Origin of the sequence: Rhodococcus rhodochrous (genome assembly GCF_014854695.1) — a bacterium.
Lineage (GTDB): Bacteria > Actinomycetota > Actinomycetes > Mycobacteriales > Mycobacteriaceae > Rhodococcus.
Map to the genome: position 1 here is coordinate 3,383,239 of NZ_CP027557.1, position 18,217 is coordinate 3,401,455.

14 protein-coding genes and 1 other RNA gene are annotated in these 18,217 nt (G+C 70.0%); 6 read left to right on the forward strand and 9 right to left on the reverse strand.

From position 1 onward, the window contains the following. The 3 genes from C6Y44_RS15740 to C6Y44_RS15750 form a co-directional block, all read right to left on the reverse strand. Positions 1–3,012, reverse strand: a complete 3,012-nt coding sequence (locus tag C6Y44_RS15740) for a bifunctional [glutamine synthetase] adenylyltransferase/[glutamine synthetase]-adenylyl-L-tyrosine phosphorylase (protein WP_024101315.1) — start codon at positions 3,010–3,012, stop codon at positions 1–3. Between the two features lie 14 nt (positions 3,013–3,026). Then, positions 3,027–4,364: a type I glutamate--ammonia ligase gene (gene glnA, locus C6Y44_RS15745; RefSeq protein ID WP_024101316.1), complete on the reverse strand. Its 1,338-nt coding sequence runs from the start codon at positions 4,362–4,364 to the stop codon at positions 3,027–3,029. Positions 4,365–4,449: 85 nt separating this feature from the next. Next, entirely contained in the window at positions 4,450–6,000 is a 1,551-nt protein-coding gene (locus C6Y44_RS15750) for an alpha/beta hydrolase (protein ID WP_159418024.1), read from the reverse strand. Positions 6,001–6,185: 185 nt separating this feature from the next. Here C6Y44_RS15750 and panB point away from each other — a divergent pair, with 185 nt between their 5' ends. From panB to pip, 4 genes are all read left to right on the forward strand, one after another. Next, positions 6,186–7,046 carry a 3-methyl-2-oxobutanoate hydroxymethyltransferase gene (gene panB / locus C6Y44_RS15755; protein WP_159418023.1) on the forward strand — a complete coding sequence of 287 codons (861 nt, stop codon included), beginning with the start codon at positions 6,186–6,188 and terminating at the stop codon, positions 7,044–7,046. 112 nt (positions 7,047–7,158) lie between these two features. Next, entirely contained in the window at positions 7,159–9,861 is a 2,703-nt protein-coding gene (locus C6Y44_RS15760) for a cation-transporting P-type ATPase (RefSeq protein WP_159418022.1), read from the forward strand. A 71-nt stretch (positions 9,862–9,932) separates the two neighbouring features. Next, complete coding sequence (locus C6Y44_RS15765) at positions 9,933–10,373, forward strand: hypothetical protein (RefSeq protein WP_159418021.1); 441 nt, start codon at positions 9,933–9,935, stop codon at positions 10,371–10,373. 51 nt (positions 10,374–10,424) lie between these two features. Next, the gene (gene pip, locus C6Y44_RS15770; protein WP_269072839.1) at positions 10,425–11,336 is read left to right on the forward strand and encodes a prolyl aminopeptidase; all 912 of its coding nucleotides are present in this window, start codon (positions 10,425–10,427) and stop codon (positions 11,334–11,336) included. An 81-nt stretch (positions 11,337–11,417) separates the two neighbouring features. Here the strand turns inward: pip and C6Y44_RS15775 are convergent, their stop codons facing one another. From C6Y44_RS15775 to rnpB, 4 genes are all read right to left on the reverse strand, one after another. Beyond that, positions 11,418–12,020 carry a CHAP domain-containing protein gene (locus C6Y44_RS15775; protein ID WP_159418019.1) on the reverse strand — a complete coding sequence of 201 codons (603 nt, stop codon included), beginning with the start codon at positions 12,018–12,020 and terminating at the stop codon, positions 11,418–11,420. Next, entirely contained in the window at positions 12,010–13,419 is a 1,410-nt protein-coding gene (locus tag C6Y44_RS15780) for an RNB domain-containing ribonuclease (RefSeq protein WP_159418018.1), read from the reverse strand. Before C6Y44_RS15780 ends, C6Y44_RS15775 begins: the two co-directional genes overlap by 11 nt. A 43-nt stretch (positions 13,420–13,462) precedes the next feature. Further along, a complete protein-coding gene (locus tag C6Y44_RS15785) occupies positions 13,463–13,645 on the reverse strand; it encodes a hypothetical protein (protein ID WP_059380879.1) in 183 nt (60 codons plus the stop codon). 245 nt (positions 13,646–13,890) lie between these two features. Next, positions 13,891–14,298: RNase P RNA component class A (gene rnpB / locus C6Y44_RS15790), an RNA gene on the reverse strand. A gap of 55 nt (positions 14,299–14,353) precedes the next feature. On the opposite strand from rnpB, the gene C6Y44_RS15795 reads away from it, so the two are divergent. After that, the gene (locus C6Y44_RS15795; RefSeq protein ID WP_120283328.1) at positions 14,354–14,875 is read left to right on the forward strand and encodes a DUF1697 domain-containing protein; all 522 of its coding nucleotides are present in this window, start codon (positions 14,354–14,356) and stop codon (positions 14,873–14,875) included. A 71-nt stretch (positions 14,876–14,946) separates the two neighbouring features. Continuing rightward, entirely contained in the window at positions 14,947–16,191 is a 1,245-nt protein-coding gene (locus tag C6Y44_RS15800; RefSeq protein WP_159418017.1) for a lipase family protein, read from the forward strand. A gap of 133 nt (positions 16,192–16,324) precedes the next feature. On the opposite strand, the gene C6Y44_RS15805 is transcribed toward C6Y44_RS15800, so the two are convergent. Together C6Y44_RS15805 and C6Y44_RS15810 are read right to left on the reverse strand one after the other, a co-directional pair. Further along, positions 16,325–17,482 (reverse strand): bifunctional RNase H/acid phosphatase, encoded by a 1,158-nt coding sequence (locus C6Y44_RS15805; RefSeq protein ID WP_159418016.1) that lies wholly within the window; start codon positions 17,480–17,482, stop codon positions 16,325–16,327. After that, positions 17,479–18,216 (reverse strand): zinc ribbon domain-containing protein, encoded by a 738-nt coding sequence (locus C6Y44_RS15810; protein WP_120283333.1) that lies wholly within the window; start codon positions 18,214–18,216, stop codon positions 17,479–17,481. Before C6Y44_RS15810 ends, C6Y44_RS15805 begins: the two co-directional genes overlap by 4 nt. Position 18,217 lies beyond the last annotated feature (1 nt).

Below are 18,217 nucleotides of genomic sequence, written 5' to 3' on the forward strand. Positions count from 1 at the left end.
TCAGTCCCAGAACACCCGCTCGACGACCGCCCGCGCCCGACGCGTGACGCGTAGGTAGTGGTCGAGGAACTCCGACGCGTCCTCACCACGCCACCCCGTCACGCGGGCAACGGCTTCGAGCAGCCGTCCCGGCCCCGGGAGCTGGTCGGTCGGTTTGCCGCGGACGAGCACGAGACAGTTCCGCGCATCCGTCGCGGTGATCCATGCCGTGCGCAGGAGTTCGACGTCGGTCGCGCTGAGCAGCTCGGCGGCGCCGATGCCGTCGAGGGCCTCGAGCGTCGAGGTCGTGCGGAGCGCCGGGAGCCGGTAGGCGTGCTGGAGTTGCAGCAGCTGCACGGTCCATTCGATGTCGGCGAGGCCGCCCCGTCCGAGTTTGGTGTGGGTGGCCGGGTCGGCCCCGCGCGGCAGCCGCTCGGAGTCCACACGTGCCTTGATGCGCCGGATCTCGCGGACGGCCTCCTGCGAGACCCCGCCCTCCGGATAGCGCACCTCGTCGATCATGTGCAGGAAGCGGGTGCCGAGTTCGCGGTCGCCCGCGACGGCGTGTGCACGCAGCAGCGCCTGCACCTCCCACACCTCGGCCCACTGCGTGTAGTACGCCCGGTAGGACGCGAACGTCCGGACGATCGGCCCGCTGCGACCTTCCGGACGCAGATCCAGATCGACCTCGAGCGGTGGGTCGGTGCTCGGCGCGCCGAGGAGTCGCCGCACCTGCTCGGCGATGCTCGTGGCCCACTTGACCGCATCGGTCTCGTCGGCGTCCGGCAGCGGGTCGCACACGAACAGCACGTCCGCGTCGGATCCGTAGCCGAGTTCGCCGCCTCCCAGCCGGCCCATCCCGATCACTGCGATACGCGCCGGCGCCGGTCCGCGGGACTGTTCCGAGCCCCGGATCACCGCGTCGAGCGCGGCTTCGAGGACACCCGCCCATACCGTGGACAACGCCCGGCACACTTGCGGCACGTCGAGCATGCCGAGGATGTCGGCACTCGCGACGCGCGCGAGTTCGGCGCGGCGCAGCGAACGCGCGGCGGCGATGGCGCGAGCGGGGTCGGAGTAGCGCGAGGACGATGCGACGAGGGCGCGCGCAACCTCGGGCGGGTTCGCCTCGAGCAGCCGCGGCCCGGTCGACGCGTCGGCATACAGGCGGATGACCTCGGGAGACTTCACCAGCAGATCGGCGACGTAGGCCGACGAGCCGAGCACCGTCATGAGACGTTCGGCGACGGCCGGCTCGTCGCGCAGCACCCGCAGGAACCAGACCGTGTCGTAGAGCGCATCGGACAGCCGCCGGTAGGCGAGCAGACCGGCGTCGGGATCGGTTGTCTCGCCGAGATATTCGAGCAACTGAGGGAGCAGCAGTGCCTGGATGCGCGCCTTGCGGGAGGCTCCCCCGGACAACGCCGCCAGATGTTCCATCGCGTGCTGCGGGCCGTTGTACCCCAGCGCGGCGAGCTGGCGGACGGCCGCGTCGGGCGACAACCGCAGCGCTTCCTTGTCGAGCTTGCTCACCGAGTCCAGCAGCGGCCGGTAGAACAGGCGCGCGTGCAGTTTCCGGATCCGCGACGAGTTGCGCTTGATCTCCGATTCGAGCACGCCGAGGGCGTCCTTGCGCCCGTCCGGCCGCATGTGCGCGGCGCGCGCGAGCCACCGCAGGGCCTCGCGGTCCTCGGGCGGTGGCAGGGTGTGGGTCCGCTTGAGCCGCTGGAGCTGGAGCCGGTGTTCGAGCAGGCGGAGGAACTCGTAGGACGCCCGCATGTTCGCGGCGTCGTCGCGCCCGACATAACCGCCGTCGGCGAGCGCGCACAGCGCTTCGACGGTGTTGGGCACGCGCAGCGATTCGTCGACGCGACCGTGCACGAGTTGGAGCAACTGCACGGCGAACTCGACGTCGCGGAGGCTGCCGCGTCCGAGCTTGAGTTCGCGTTCGCGTAATTCCGGGGGCACCATCTCCTCGACCCGGCGGCGCATCGCCTGCACGTCGGGCACGAAGTCCTCGCGTTCGGAGGCGGTCCACACCATCGGGCTCAGGGCGTCGATGTACCGGCGGCCGAGGTCGAGGTTCCCGGTCATCGGCCGTGCCTTGAGCAGTGCCTGGAACTCCCAGGTCTTGGCCCACCGGTTGTAGTAGGCGACGTGGGATTCGAGGGTGCGGACGAGCTCGCCGCGTTTGCCCTCCGGTCGCAGCGCGGCGTCGACCTCGAAGAAGGCCGACGTGCCGATGCGCATCATCTCGCCGGCGATCCGGCTCGCGCGGGCGTCGGCGGGTTCGGCGACGAAGACGACGTCGACGTCGCTGACGTAGTTCAGCTCGCGCGCACCGCACTTGCCCATCGCGATGACGGCGAGGTCGATCGGGCACGGGCCCTCCGGGATCACCGTGGACACGGCCACCGCAAGGGCCGCGGTCAGCGCCGCGTCGGCGAGGTCGGCGAGCAGCGCCCCGACCTCGAGATAGGGCAGCACCGGTTCGTTCTCGACGACCGCCGCGAGATCGGCGGCGGCGATCAGCATCAGTTGGTCGCGGTAGGTGGTGCGCAGCGCCGCGACCGCGTGCGGGCCGATGAGCCCGGCCCGGTGGATCAGCCGGCCGGGACGTCCGTCGGGCTCGGGTTCGGCGTCGACGCTGTCGAGCATCCGCGCCGTGAAGGTGTGCTTGTCGGGCAGCGCCGCGCTGCCCGCGAGCATCTTCCAGCGATCCGGGTTGGCGACGATGTGGTCGCCGAGCGCCGACGACGCCCCGAACAGACCGAACAACCGGCCGCGCAGGCGCGTGTCGGAGCGCAGCGCCGAGTCGAGTTCGGCCCAGTCGTCACCGAGCGCGTCTGCCAGGCGCGCGAGGGTGCGCAGGGCCAGGTCGGCGTTGGGGGCACGGGACAGCGCCCACAGCAGTTCGACGCTGTCGGCGTCGTTCCATCCGAGTCGAGCGAGCTCGGCGGGGGCGGTCGGCTCGACGAGGCCGAGCCGACCGGGGCCGGGAACTACCGAACGCGCGCTGGGCGGTCTCACCACGCTTCCATCGTCGCTTACAACCCCAGGTACTGCTCGAGTTCGAAGGGGGTGACCTGGCTGCGGTAGTTCTCCCACTCCCGCCACTTGTTGCGCAGGAAGTAGTCGAAGACGTGCTCACCGAGGGTTTCGGCGACGAGTTCGGACTTCTCCATCTCGCGCAGCGCGATGTCGAGATCGGTAGGCAGTTCGCGGTAGCCCATGGCGCGACGCTCGGCGGAGGTCAGCGACCACACGTCGTCCTCTGCTTCGGGGGCGAGCTCGTAGCCCTTCTCGATGCCGCGCAGACCGGCCGCGAGCAGCACTGCGAAGGTCAGGTAGGGGTTGCACGCCGAGTCGGGGGTGCGGATCTCCACGCGACGCGACGATGCCTTGTTCGGCGTGTACATCGGGACGCGCACGAGCGCGGACCGGTTCGACGGGCCCCAGCACGCGGCCGTGGGTGCCTCTCCCCCGTGCACGAGACGCTTGTAGGAGTTGACCCACTGGTTGGTGACGGCGCTGATCTCGTTGGAGTGCTCGAGGACACCGGCGATGAACGCCTTGCCGGTCGCCGAGAGCTGCAGCGGGTCGTCGGGGTCGTGGAAGGCGTTGGTCTCGCCCTCGAACAGCGACATGTGGGTGTGCATCGCGGAGCCGGCGTGGTCGCGGAAGGGCTTGGGCATGAAGGTGGCCCGCACGCCCTCCTGCATCGCGATCTCCTTGACCACGTAGCGGAAGGTCATGACGTTGTCGGCCATGGACAGCGCGTCGGCGTAGCGCAGGTCGATCTCCTGCTGGCCGGGCGCGGTCTCGTGGTGGCTGAACTCCACCGAGATGCCCATGGACTCGAGAGCGTCGATGGCGTGACGCCGGAAGTGCGGGGCCGAGCGGTGCACGGACTGGTCGAAGTAGCCGCCGATGTCGGCCGGGACCGGGGCGCTCCCCTCGGGGCCGTCCTCGACGAGGAAGAACTCGATCTCGGGGTGCACGTAGCAGCTGAAGCCGAGATCGGAGGCCTTGTTGAGCTGGCGGCGCAGCACGTGGCGGGGGTCGGCCCAGCTGGGGGTGCCGCCGGGCATGGTGATGTCGCAGAACATCCGGGCCGAGTACTGGTGACCCCGATCGTCGACCCAGGGCAGCACCTGGAAAGTGGTGGCGTCGGGACGCGCGACCATGTCGGCTTCGGAGATCCGGGAGAAGCCTTCGATGGCCGAGCCGTCGAAACCGATGCCCTCCTCGAAGGCTCCTTCGAGTTCGGCCGGCGCGATCGCCACCGACTTGAGGGTGCCGACGACGTCGGTGAACCACAGGCGCACGAACCGAATGTCGCGCTCTTCGAGGGTGCGGAGCACGAACTCCTTCTGGCGATCCATACTCGCGAGACTAGGCACAATCCGTTAATTCCGTGTTACATCAGGTGCCACTTGCGGATGGCGTGTCGCTCACGTTCGTCGACGGTCAGCAGTGAGGATCGTTTTCCGGCACCGTCGAATCCACAAGATAGCTGGTCACAGCGGTGTCGACGCATGCGTTGCCGTCCAGGACGACGGTGTGCTGCGTGCCCTCGAAGCTCACCAGGACACCACCGAGCCGGGCTGCCAGTTCGACTCCCGCATCGTAGGGCGTCGCCGGATCACCGGTCGTCGAGACCACGAGCACGGGCGGCAGATCGCGGACATCGGGGGTGTGCGGCTCCCCCGTGGCCGGAACGGGCCAGAAGGCGCACACGTCCAGGGCCGCCGATCCGGTGCCGCGGCCGTCGTCGAGGAAGGGCGCCGCCGTGCGGAACCGCATGTCGAGTTCGCCCGCGAGGGCGCGGTCGGTCACCGGCGGGTCGTCGACGCACCGGACGGCGTTGAACGCGTCGGTGATGTTGCTGTAGGTGCCGTCCTCACCGCGACCCTCGTAGAGGTCGGCGAGTCGCAGCAGGGTGTCGCCCGTGCCGGTCGTCGCGAGCGACTCCAGCCCGCCGCGCAGTGAACCCCACAGGGTCGGCGAGTACAGGCCCTGCTGCACACCGGTGATGGCGTCGCGGTGGCTCAACCCGCGCGGATCGGTGGTGGGTGCCGGAGCGTCGAGCAGAGGGTCGACGAGCGTACGGAACCGCTCCGCTGCCCGAGCCGGATCGCTGCCGAGCGGGCACCCGGCGTACTGCGCGCAGTACACCGCGAACTCGTCGAACGCCTTCTGGAAACCCTCGGCCTGCAGCACGATCTCCTCGACCGGGTCCTGCTCCGGATCGATCGCGCCGTCGAGCACCATCGCCCGCACCCGGCCAGGGAAGGCCTCGGCGTAGAGGGTGCCGAGCCGGGTTCCGTAGGAATAGCCGAGATAGGTCAATGCGTCGTCCCCGAGGACCCCGCGGAGGACGTCCATGTCCTGCACGACCTCTCGGGTGCCGAGGTGCGCGAGCAGATCCGTGCCGTTGCGTTCGGCGCACAACTCCGCGTACTCACGATTGCGTTTCTCCGTCGCGGCGATGCCCTCGGGGCTCGTGTCCCCGTCGTCCACAGCGCGGTCGGCGTCGAACTCGGCATCGGTGAGGCAGCGGACCGCCGGTTCGGACGATCCGATACCGCGGGGGTCGAAGCCGACCACGTCGAAGCGGTCGGCGAGGACGGTGCCGTCGGCCGCGAGCGCGGTGGACAGTCCCGAGGCGCCCGGGCCACCGGGGTTGACCAGCAGGGAACCGATCCGGTCGCCACCGGCGGGCAGTCGCGACACCGCGAGGGTGATCACCTCACCGTTCGGGTCCTCGTAGTCGAGGGGAACCTCGATGCGTGCGCACTCGACACCCTGCCGCACCATCATCGGCCCGTCGGCGCCGTACGGCCCGCACGACTCCCAGTCGACGTCCTGCTCGTAGAACCGCTCGAGTCCCGGAACCACTCCGACCGCCGACGGCTGTCGTTGTTCCTGCACCGTGTCACCGCACGCGGTCGCCGCGGCAGCGGCCACGAGCGCCAGGACGGACAGACGACGGATGCGCGCGCGAGCAGGGTGGGGCACGATCCGATCGTGCCACGCTTCGGCCGGCCTGCAGCGACACGACCTGCACTCCCCTCCGAGCGGTCGTGCGGTGTGACGAATCGCACCGCTGCGCGGCCTTCGCGCTCTCCGGGCGGAGTGGCAGACTGAGACAGTCATCACCCGACCCGGGGACCCCGAGGGCCTCGAGGAAGAAAGGGACAGTGATGTCCGACAACGTGACGTCCGTATACGGCGGCGCGGCCTCCGCTGCAGCCCCTGCCGACACCCCCAAGCGCAAGACACGAGTCCATCACCTGCAGGCGATGAAGGCCGAAGGCCGCCGCTGGGCAGAGTTGACGGCCTACGACTACTCCTCCGCCCGCATCTTCGAGGAGGCCGGTATCCCCGTCCTGCTCGTGGGCGATTCCGCAGCCAACGTCGTCTACGGCTACGACACCACGGTGCCCGTGACCGTCGACGAACTCCTCCCCCTCGTCCGCGGCGTCGTGCGCGGTGCTCCGCACGCGCTCGTCGTCGCCGACCTGCCGTTCGGCTCGTACGAGGCCTCGCCCGATCAGGCCCTCGCCACGGCCGTACGGTTCATGAAGGAGGGCGGCGCCCACGCGGTGAAGCTCGAGGGCGGCGAGCGGATGGCTCCGCAGATCGCCGCGATCACCGCCGCCGGCATCCCCGTGCAGGCCCACATCGGCTTCACCCCGCAGTCGGTGAACACGCTCGGCGGGTTCCGTGTGCAGGGCCGCGGCGACGGCGCCGAGCAGCTCGTCGCCGACGCGATCGCCGTCCAGGAGGCAGGTGCCTTCTCCGTCGTGATGGAGATGGTGCCGGCCGACCTGGCCGGGCAGGTCACCCGCAAGCTGAGCATCCCGACCGTCGGCATCGGTGCCGGCAACGAGTGCGACGCGCAGGTGCTCGTCTGGCAGGACATGGCCGGCTACACCAGCGGCAGGACCGCGAAGTTCGTCAAGAAGTTCGGGCAGGTCGGCGACGAACTGCGCCGCGCCGCCACACAGTACGCAGCAGAGGTTGCGCAGGGCACCTTCCCGGGGCCCGAGCACTCCTTCTGACGATCGCTCGTTTGCCGAGGGGCACCACCGACCGCGGTGGTGCCCCTCGTGCGTCCGGGATAACCGCCGTCCCGGGGTGCCCGCGGAAGCAACACTGAGTAAAGTATCGGTAATGAGCCACCCCTGGCACGCACTCGATTCCGGTGACACGCTCGCCCGGCTCGAGACCACCGAAGCGGGACTGACCACGGCCGAGGCGACCCGCCGGCTGGAGGTGTACGGACCCAATGCGCTGCCCGCTCCCCGCTCGGATCGCTGGTGGTGGCGACTGCTGCGACAGTTCCACAACGTCCTGCTGTACGTGATGATGGCAGCCGCTGTCGTCACCGCATTCCTGGGCCACTGGATAGACACGGCAGTCCTGATGGGCGCCGTGATCGTGAACGCGCTCATCGGTTTCGTCCAGGAGGGTCGCGCCGCGTCCGCGCTCGACTCGATCCGTGCCATGCTCGCGCCCCGGACGCGGGTCCACCGCGACGGCCGGATCGTCGACATCCCCGCGGCAGATCTCGTGCCGGGCGACGTGGTGCGCCTCGCCTCCGGTGACCGCGTCCCCGCCGACCTGCGGATCCTGAGCTCACGTGAGCTGCGCATCGACGAGGCCGCCCTGACCGGTGAATCCGTGCCCGTCGCCAAGACACCGGACCCGGTCGACGCCGACACCGAACTCGGCGACCGCAGATCGACGTGCTTCACCGGCACCGTCGCGGTTTTCGGCCAGGGTGACGGCGTGGTGATCGCGACCGGCTCCGACACCGAACTCGGCCGCATCAACACTCTGCTGTCGGGCGTCGACCGCGCGGCCACACCGTTGCTCGAGCAGATCGGCCGCTTCGGCCGGTGGCTGGCCGCGGTCATCCTCCTGGCGTCCGCCGTGACCTTCGTGCTCGGTGTCGTGTGGCGCGGCGAGAGCCCGGCGGAGATGTTCACACTCGTCGTCGCGTTGGCCGCCTCCGCGATCCCCGAGGGACTCCCGGCCGTGATGACCGTGGCCCTGTCCCTCGGCGTGCAACGCATGGCCCGGCGCAACGCCGTCATCCGGCGCCTTCCTGCCGTCGAGACCCTCGGCTCGGTGACGGTGATCTGCTCCGACAAGACGGGCACGTTGACCCGCAACGAGATGACCGTGCAGAAGGTCGTGTGTGCGCACCGCACCGTCGAGGTGGGCGGTGTCGGTTACGCGCCGATCGGTTCGATCATCGCCGCCGCGAGCGGCGATCCGGTCGATCCGCATACCGACCCGGCACTCGACCTGGCCGTCCGCGCCGGTGTCCTGTGCAACGACACCGAGGTGGTCGAGGAGGACGGCGTGTGGGAGGTGCACGGGAACCCCACCGAGGCAGCGCTCGTCGTCCTCGGCCGCAAGGCCGGCCTGCCCACCGCGGCGGCCCACGAGCGGTGGCCGCGCCTCGATGTCGTCCCGTTCGAATCCGAACACAAGTTCATGGCGACCCTGCACCCGCACGACGACGGTCGCCGCGAACGCATCCTGCTCAAGGGCGCCCCGGAGCGGGTCCTCGTCGCCTGCACCGGCCAGCTCGGCGCCGACGGCGTGGTACGCCCCGTCGACGAGGCCTACTGGACCCGCCGCGCCGACGAGATCGCGGCCCAGGGCCTGCGCGTGCTGGCCCTCGCGTTCCGCGACCGCGAACCGGAGGACGGCGTGCTCGCCTTCGAAGACGCCCGGCACGACTTCACGATGCTCGCTCTGGTCGGCATCATCGACCCGCCGCGCGAGGAGGCGATCACGGCAGTGCGCGAATGCCACCGCGCCGGGATCACGGTGAAGATGATCACCGGTGACCACGCCGCCACCGCCGCCGAGATCGGGGCGCAGATGGGTCTCGGCACGGGTTCGCGGGCGATGACCGGCGCCGAGATCGAGACCCTCGACGATGCGGAACTGCGCCGGGTCGTCGCGGAGACGGACATCTTCGCGCGCACCAGTCCCGAGCACAAACTCCGTCTGGTGCGTGCCCTGCAGGCCGGCGGTCACGTCGTGGCGATGACCGGGGACGGTGTGAACGACGCGCCGGCGCTCGCGCGGGCCGACGTCGGGGTCGCGATGGGCATGACCGGAACCGAGGCCGCCAAGGAAGCGGCCGACGTCGTTCTCGCCGACGACAACTTCGCGAGCATCGCCGCCGCAGTCCGCGAGGGCCGCGGCGTCTACGACAACCTGAAGAAGTTCGTCCTCTTCATGCTGCCCACCAACGGCGGTGAGGCGCTGGTGGTCATCGCCGCCATCCTCTTCCAGCTCACCCTGCCGCTCACACCCGCGCAGGTGCTGTGGATCAACCTCGCCACCGTCAGCACCCTCGGTCTGGCGCTCGCGTTCGAACCGACGGAGAAGTCGGTCATGCTCCGCAGGCCGCGACCGCCCGGGGAATCACTGCTGTCCCGCTTCTTCGTCTGGCGCGTGGTGATGGTGTCGGTGCTGATGATGGTCGGCTCGCTCGGCCTGTTCCTGTGGGAACTCGACCGCGGTGCACCGGTGGAGGTCGCGCGCACGCTCGCGGTGGACGCGATCGTCGTGGCCGAGATGTTCTACCTGCTCAACAGCCGCCGCATCCGCGACACGGTCCTCACCCGCGACGGGCTGTTCGGGAACCGGTACGTGCTTGCTGCGATCGCGGCGTGCGCCGCGTTGCAACTGTTGTTCACCTACGCCCCGTTCATGCAGGCGATCTTCGGGTCCGCCGCGATCTCGTGGGCGGACTGGGGCAAGGTGCTCGCGGCGGGCCTGCTGGTGTTCGTCGTCGCCGAGTTCGAGAAGTGGGTGGTCCGGCGCCTGCGACCGGCACCCGTGTCCTGACCGCCGACGGCCCCGTCCCCGGCCGGTGGCAGACTCGACGACGATCCGACCGTACGACCCGTGAGGTGTCCATGCAGATCCGCTCCAGTCTCGTTCCCGCCGTCGCCGTCGCGCTGGCAGGTGTTCTCGCGGCGTGCGCGCCGGCCCAGGACCCGGCACCGACCGGCACGTCCACCGAGTCCCCGGTGACGACGGAGACGACATCGGCTGCGGGGTCGAGCCCCGCGGAGGCCGGAGCGGGTGGCTTCACCGAGGCGCAGGCCGCAGATCTGTGTGCACGCCTCGAGGGCCAGCTGTCGAACTGGCGCACCTACACCCCCTCGGTGGGGCGCGGTGGCCTCAACATCCTCGTCGGCGAATGGGGTGCGGCGAACGGTGTCGACCTCGTCGCGCTCGCGGGCGACCGGGGCCGCATCGACGCGGCGACCTCCGCGCAGTGCCCGGAGGTGCGCGAGGAGGCCGTGCAGGCACTCGAGATCCCCAATCTCGCGTCGGGCCTCGTCGGGTTCTGATCCGTGGAGCGACGCGAACTGTATCCGCCGATCGAGCCGCACGAGACGGGCATGCTCGACGTCGGTGACGGCCAGCAGCTGTACTGGGAGGTCAGCGGTAACCCGCAGGGCAAGCCCGTGGTCTTCCTCCACGGTGGTCCGGGCGGGGGCACCGCGCCGCAGCACCGGCGCTTCTTCGATCCGGACGCCTACCGGATCGTGTTGTTCGACCAGCGCGGCTGCGGCCGGTCGCAACCCCACGTGGCCGACGGCGCCGACCTGTCGGTCAACACCACCGACCATCTGGTCGCCGACATCGAGCGGTTGCGCACCTTCCTCGGTGTGGACCGGTGGATGGTCTTCGGCGGGTCCTGGGGCTCGACGCTCGCCCTCGCCTACGCCCAGCGGCACCCGGAGCGCGTCACCGAACTCGTCCTGCGCGGGATCTTCCTGCTGCGCCGCAGCGAGATCGACTGGTACTACAACGGTGGCGCCGGGCAGCTGTTCCCCGAGGCGTGGGAGGGATTCTGCGCTCCGCTTGCGGCCGCCGGGCGGGGCGAGCATCCCGTGGACGTCTACCACCGTCTGCTGCACTCGACCGATCCGGACGTCGCTCTGGACGCGGCGATCGCGTGGTCCACCTGGGAGGGCGCCACGAGCTCACTGCTGCCGAACCCGGATCGCGTCGCGGAGACGGCCGAACCCCGTTTCGCGCTGGCCTTCGCGCGCATCGAGAACCACTACTTCCACCACCGCGGCTTCTTCGACGAGGGCGCACTCCTGCGCGACGCGCATCTGCTGCGCAACATCCCCGGGGTGATCGTGCAGGGCCGCTACGACGTGGTGTGCCCGGCGCGCAGCGCGCACGACCTGCACGAGGCGTGGCCGTCCTCCCGCCTGCACATCGTCGACGATGCGGGACACGCGGCGACCGAACCGGGGATCGTGCACCGGCTCGTCGAGGCCACCGACAGCTTCCGCTGACCCGGATCGGTCGGGCAGCCGCCGGCGCAGATAAGGCGGGCATCCGCCGGCGCGGATCAGGCGGGCAGCCGCCGGCGCGGATCAGGCGGGCAGCCGCCCGAAACCCACCACGGCGTCGTCCCCGGTCACGTCGAGTTCGTGGACGCGGATGCGGCCCATCTCGTTGCCGCCGACGGTGATCGCGGAATCACCGTCGACGGCGACGACGATGTTCGTGTGCTCGCGCTGACCGACGCCGATCCTGTTGTGGTACAGCACCACATCGCCGACCTCCGGCCGATAGCCCGTGCCCACCGGTTCGTAGCGGTCGGCCTGCTCGTAGAACTCACCGAGCGTGAACACGCCGGGGATCCGCCAGTGTCCCGAATGCGGATTGGACAGCGGCACACCGGCTTCCCGCATGATCCAGCTGACGAAGTCGGCGCACCACGGTTCGCGGACACCCTCCGAGTAGAACGTGCCGGGATTCTGCGCCTCGTGCTGTTCCTCGAGCAGTTCGACGATCCGCACCTGCGTCGGCGACAACGACGAGGTGTCGATCTCGGGGAATGCCGCACTGTCCCACGGGAACAGCCGGTTCGGCAGGATCCACCACACGAGCCCCGCGATCACCGCACACAGTGCGAGCACGACGGCGAGGACGGCAGCGACCGGCCGTCGCCGCCGCGTCGTCTCACCGGTCATGGTCGAAGCGGATCTTGCGTGCCTGCGGGTCGGCGAGCGTGAGCCGCACCCGCACCGTGCTGCCCTCCTCCGGCGCCCCGCCACACGGGCCGATGACGGTCTCGGAGGCGACGAACACCTCCGCGTCGCGCCGGTCGGTGGCCTCCTTCAGGACCGTCGCCTCGAAGGTCTCCCCCACCCGCGGCGCGAGGACGACGGCCTCGGTCAGGTCGACGCACGCTCGGTTCACCTTGCCGGCGAGCGAATCGGTCGACGACATGATCTTCGGCATCGCGGCCAGTGCTGCGCGGACCTCGTCCGGGACGTCCCGACCCGACGACACCGCGAGGCACACCTCGGTGGCGTAGCGGTCGGACAACCGGCGCAGCGGCGCGGTGACGTGCGCGTAGGGCGCACCGATCGCGCCGTGCAGGATCGTCTCGGGCAGGTCGCCGTCGAAGGCCGCGTAGGACGCGCCGCGCAGCAATGTCGGCGCTTCGCTCATCAGCACGAGTGTCTTCGGGTCGTTGGCGTCGAGCGAGGCGAGGAAGGCACCGACACCGAGCCCCGACGGCCACGGCACGTCGAGCGACCGCGCGGTGCGGCGCAGAGCATCGACCGCAGCAGGGTCGGCGGGCGGGAGCGTACGCAGCAGGCCGACCCGTGCGTCGATCATCATCTGCGCAGCGCACATCCCGGTGAGCAGCGAGATCTCGGAGTTCCACTCGTCGGCCTCGGTGCGCGGCTCGATCTGCAGCGTCCAGCCGTCGCCGTGCTTCACGACCTCCTGCGCGGGCAGGCGCAGTTCGATCGCCCCGCGGGCGAGCGCCGCGGCCGCTCGCAACCGCCCGAAGTCGGGCAACGCCTCGACGGACGGATGCAGCCGGCCCGCGTCGGCGTCGCGTTGCACTCCGGCGTAATCCATGCGTGCGACCGATCGGACGAGCACGCGTCGCACACTCACCGCGACGGGCTCGGCACGGTGGTCGGTCTCGATCCGCCACAGCGCCGCCGGGCGGACGGCGTCCGGCAGCAGGCTCGCGGTGCCCTCGGACAGCTCGCGCGGATGCAGCGGCACGGAGCCGTCGGGCAGGTAGAAGGTCTGCCCGCGGCGGTGCGTCTCGACGTCCAGCGCACCACCCGGTTCGACGAGTGCGTACACGTCGGCGATCGCGTAGTGCAGCACGAAGCCGTCGTCGGTGCGTTCGAGATGCAGGGCTTGGTCGAGGTCCATCGAGCCGGGTGGGTCGATGGTCACGAGAGGCAGATCGGTGCGGTCCTCACGGACGTCCGTGTAGCGGTCGGTCGCGTGTCGCGCATCGGCGAGGGCCTCCGGCGGGAACTCGCCGACGAGGTCGAATTCGGCGCGCACATCGGCGAAGTCGATCGCGGGCGCAACGACGATGGGAGTGGTCACCACGATGCTCGTGAACTCCTGGTGGTTCGGGTGCTCGTCGTCGAATTCAGCCGTTCTTCCAGTCGTCGTCGGCGGCGTCGGCCGCCTTGTTCCGTTCTGCCGCGATCTCCAGCGCCCGCTGAGCGGTCTCCTTGTCCGGGTAGGGACCCATGCGGTTGAGGGCGTGCGGATCCTTGCCCTGGGAGACCTTCCCGGTGCGCACGTCGTAGTACCAGCCGTCGTCGCTCATGGTCTCAGTGTGCCCGAATCGCGTCCGTCTGTACGGACAACCCGTCGGCAGGCGTGGCGCGGTACTGTCGGGCCGCACACCCGTGCTCGATGTCCGAACGAAGGAGCAAGCAATGTCCTACATCCTCTACGACGCGTTGCTGCCCTGGCTGGGTCCGGATGCGGCCTCGTACTGGGCGCACCTGCTGGTCATCGATCCGATCTGACCCGACCGGTAGCAACGCGGTGGGATCGGGAGACGCCGGGCGAACGAGCCGGCCTGTAAGCCGGATCCTGTCCCCCGCCGAAACGGGGTGGCGACCATCCATCTGGGCACACCGTCGCCGGGTACCTCGAGCGGTTCACCCGCAGGCTCGGGCGAGCAGCCCTCGAACACCTGCGCAGCCGCACCGCACGCGGTGCGACCTTCAACCTTGCTCCGGGCGGGGTTTACCTAGCCGCCCCGGTCACCCGGGGCGCTGGTGCGCTCTTACCGCACCCTTTCACCCTTACCTGCCGTACGGCAGGCGGTTTGCTTTCTGTGGCACTGTCCCGCGAGTCACCTCGGGTTGCCGTTAACAACCGCCCTGCTCTGTGGAGTCCGGACTTTCCTCGATTCAGGGCCTGGCACCGTGCGGTATCGGTTCCCTGCTCCGCGGCCGCCCGGCCGACTCGTTCGCTCGACCAGACTATCCCGCGGCGTATCGGCGCCGCCAACTACGGTGCACTCATGACGCGACTCGTGGCCCTGCTGCGCGGAATCAACGTCGGCGGCATCCGCATCCGAATGGCCGATCTGAAGGAGGTCTTCGGCGGCCTCGGATGCGAGAACGTCCGCACCGTCCTCGCATCCGGCAACGTGCTCTTCGACGCCGAGGACGACCCCGCCACCGCGAAAGCACGGATCGAGGCCGCACTCACCGAGCGGTTCGGTTACGAGGCCTACACCTTCGTCGTCGAGCAGTCGTATCTCGCACGGGTCGTCGAGGCGTATCCCTTCGACGACGCACGCACCGACCGGCATTCGTACGTCGTGTTCGTCTCCGATCCCGCAGTGCTCGAATCGCTGGTCGCCCTCGCGGACGATCTCGATCCGGACCTCGAATGCGTCGACGCGGGTGAAGGTGTCCTCTACTGGCAGGTCGTGAAGGGCTCGACCCTCGACAGTGCCGTGGGAAAGCAGTCGGGTTCGGCCCGGAACAAGGCGACGACGACCGTCCGGAACCTCAACACGCTGCGACGACTGGTGTGACGACCGTTGCATCTACCTACAGGCTGCAGGTAGCGTCCCTTCTCGACGTTCGTTCCGTTCGGAGGTCCAGGATGCGCAGACGCACCGGAGTATTCGCCTCGATCGCCGCGGCCGCACTCCTCGCGACCACACCGACGGTGGCGACCGCCGAGTCCGATACCGACTTCTACACGCCCCCTCCGGCCTTCGAGACGGCGCCGCTCGGCGACGTCCTGCGCACCGCACCGTCGGTCGCCGCCGTCGTCCCGAACACCCCGGCCGTCCTCGACGCGGCCGTCACCCGGGTGATGTACCGCAGCACGAACGCCACCGGAGGACCGGTCGCCACCGTCGGCACCGTGCTCGTCCCGTCGCAGCCGTGGACCGGTCCCGGACCCCGGCCCACCGTCGTGCTCGGTCCCGGCACGCAGGGCATGGGCGACCAGTGCGCACCGTCGAAGCTCATGACCTTCGGTCAGGAGTACGAGTACATCCACATCGGTCCGATGCTCGCGGCCGGTTACGCCGTCGCGGTCACCGACTACGAAGGACTCGGCACACCCGGCGTGCACCCCTATCTCAACCGCGAGTCGCAGGGACGCGCGATGCTCGACCTCGCACGCGCCACCCGGTCGCTCGGCGATCTCGGTCTCGACCCCGAGGGCCCGATCGCGTTCTGGGGATATTCGCAGGGCGGCATGGCGTCCGCCTCGGCCGCCGAACTCGCCGCGACGTACGCCCCCGAACTGTCGGTGGTCGGCGCCGTGGCCGGCTCACCACCCGCCGACCTGGGCGATCTCGCCGTGGCCGGCGACGGCTCCCTGCTCTCCGGCGGGGTCGGCTGGGTCGTCGACGGTTTCATCTCGGCCTATCCCGAGCACGCCCCGTCGCTACTGGCGGCGTTCGATCCTGCCGGACTCGACATCCTGCGTCGCGCCGAGACGGCCTGCGTCTTCGACGCGTTCACACTGAACCCGTTCGGGCAGACCTCGGCGTACACGGTCGACGGACGGCCCATCGCCGAGCACCTCGGCGACGAGCCGTGGGCGTCGCTGGTCGCCGAGCAGCAACTCGGCAACCGCACCCCGTCGATGCCGGTCTTCGTCGCGCAGAGCACCGGCGACGACTTCGTGCTCGTCCAGGGTGTCGACACGATGGTCGACAAGTGGTGCTCGGCCGGCGCCGACGTCACCTACCGCCGCTACGACGTCGGACCCGTCCTGACGAAGACCGGAACCGGCCACCTGATCGGCATGTTCCCGGCCGTCGTCGAAGGCCTCGACTGGCTCGCTCAGCGATTCTCCGGCCGGGAATCCCAGCCCGGCTGCACCGCCTGACATCCCGCCGGAAAAAATTTCCGGCAACCGTGTAACACCGTCGGTCGGCCGACAGATAAACCTGATGAGTGGCCGCGCAGGCAACCCCCCGACATGTCTGCGCGGCCACTTTTCGTTTGCGGCCGCTACCGGTTCACAGGTGCGAGGTGTCGTTGACGAGCCGCACCGACGACCCACCGTCCGCGTAGAACTCGGCGATGCTGAGCGACGCGAGATCCAGGTGCAGGCGGTACAGCAGCGATGGACCCGATTCGAGCGCCATCTGCAGGAACGTCTTGATGGGCGTGACGTGCGAGACGACCAGCACGGTCGTGCCGGCGTAGTCGGTCAGCAGGTCGTCGCGCACCGAGGCAATACGCTTGGCCACCTGGTCGAAGCTCTCGCCGTTCGGGGGCCGCACGGAGGTGTCGCCGAGCCAGCGCCGGTGCAGTTCGGGGTCGCGACGCGCGGCCTCGGCGAAGGTGAGACCCTCCCAGTCGCCGAAATCCGTCTCGATGAGCCCGTCGTGCACCGTGACCGGGAGATCGAGGGCGTCCGCCGCTGCGGCGGCCGTCTCCCGCGCGCGCCCCAGCGGTGACGACAGCACGGCGGTGATCCCACCGCGGGCACCGAGCCGCCGAGCCGCGGCGACCGCCTGCTCGCGACCGAGTTCGGTCAGTTCCGGGTTGCCCCGCCCCGAGTAGCGACGCTCGACCGACAGCGAGGTCTGCCCGTGACGCAGCAGCAGCAGACGGGTCGGTGTTCCGACCGCACCGGTCCAGCCGGGCGAGGCCGGAACAGCCGGGTCTGGCACCGGCACGACCGGCGGAGTGGTGACGTTCTCGGTCCGCGCGTTCACCTGGACCGGACGTGCCACGGTGTCGGATGCGACGTCCAGCAACGCTTCGGCGGCCGCGTCCATCGCGGCGTTGGCCAGCCGGTCGGCGTAGGCGTTCTCCGCACGCGGGATCCACGTGAAGTCGACGGTGCGGAACCGGCCGGCGAGCTCCCGCGCCTGCGCGGCCAGCGGGATCATGTCGGCATGCTTGACCTGCCACCGTCCGCTCATCTGTTCGACGACGAGCTTGGAATCCATGCGGACGTGCACCTCGTCGGCGCCGAGCTCGGCGGCGGCGGTGAGACCGGCGATCAGGCCCTTGTACTCGGCGACGTTGTTCGTCGCGCGCCCGATGCTCGCCTGGCGTTCGGCGAGGACGGTCCGATGGTCGACATCGAAGACCACGGCACCGTAACCGGCCGGTCCGGGATTCCCGCGGGAACCGCCGTCCGCTTCGACGACGACCGTCGTCACAGTCCGGATTCCTTGGTGCGGACCAGGATCGCGTCGCACTCCGGGCACCGGACGAGCAGATCGGCGGGTGCGGCCGCGATCCGGGCGATCTCACCGCGGTCGAGTTCGAGACGGCACGCGCCGCAGCGGCGGGCCTGCAACAATGCGGCGCCGATGCCGGACTTCTCGCGCTGCTTCTCGTACACCGTCACCAGTTCCGCGGGGAAGACGGCGAGCAATGCCTCGCGGTCGCTGCGGCACCGCTGCTCGGCCACCTCGATGTCGGCGAGCGCCTCGTCGCGGGCCCGGACGGCGTCGCCGAGCTGGTCGTCGACCTGCGAGACCTGCGCACCGGCATGGTCGTGGTCGGCCTTCGACGCCTCGCGACGCTCCATGACCTCGAGCAGGTCGTCCTCGAGTGCCGCCTGGCGACGCTCGAGGCTGGTGAGCTCGTGCTGCAGTTCGGTGAGCTGCTTCGATCCCACCGAGCCGCTCTGGAGCATCGACCGGTCGCGGTCGGCGCGCATGCGCACGGCCTCGATCTCGCCCTCGAGCTTCCGGATGTCCCGGTCGAGGTCGTCGAGGATGATCTCGACGGCCACCGCGGCGTCCTTGCGCGCGTTGCGCTCGGTCTGCAGGCGGTCCACCTCCTGCTGTTCGGGCAGTGTCCGACGGCGATGCGCGAGGCGGTTCAGCTCTGCGTCCACGGCGGCGAGGGACAGCAGCTTGGCCTGCACGGTGGGTTCGACGTTCACT

Bases quoted from the DNA above. Each gene is read 5' to 3' on its own strand.
- glnA (WP_024101316.1), bottom strand. From the start codon at position 4,364: ATGGATCGCCAGAAGGAGTTCGTGCTCCGCACCCTCGAAGAGCGCGAC.
- C6Y44_RS15760 (WP_159418022.1), top strand. From the start codon at position 7,159: ATGAGCCACCCCTGGCACGCACTCGATTCCGGTGACACGCTCGCCCGG.
- C6Y44_RS15785 (WP_059380879.1), bottom strand. From the start codon at position 13,645: ATGAGCGACGACGGCTGGTACTACGACGTGCGCACCGGGAAGGTCTCC.
- pip (WP_269072839.1), top strand. From the start codon at position 10,425: ATGCTCGACGTCGGTGACGGCCAGCAGCTGTACTGGGAGGTCAGCGGT.
- C6Y44_RS15765 (WP_159418021.1), top strand. From the start codon at position 9,933: ATGCAGATCCGCTCCAGTCTCGTTCCCGCCGTCGCCGTCGCGCTGGCA.
- panB (WP_159418023.1), top strand. From the start codon at position 6,186: ATGTCCGACAACGTGACGTCCGTATACGGCGGCGCGGCCTCCGCTGCA.
- C6Y44_RS15775 (WP_159418019.1), bottom strand. From the start codon at position 12,020: ATGACCGGTGAGACGACGCGGCGGCGACGGCCGGTCGCTGCCGTCCTC.
- C6Y44_RS15795 (WP_120283328.1), top strand. From the start codon at position 14,354: ATGACGCGACTCGTGGCCCTGCTGCGCGGAATCAACGTCGGCGGCATC.
- C6Y44_RS15800 (WP_159418017.1), top strand. From the start codon at position 14,947: ATGCGCAGACGCACCGGAGTATTCGCCTCGATCGCCGCGGCCGCACTC.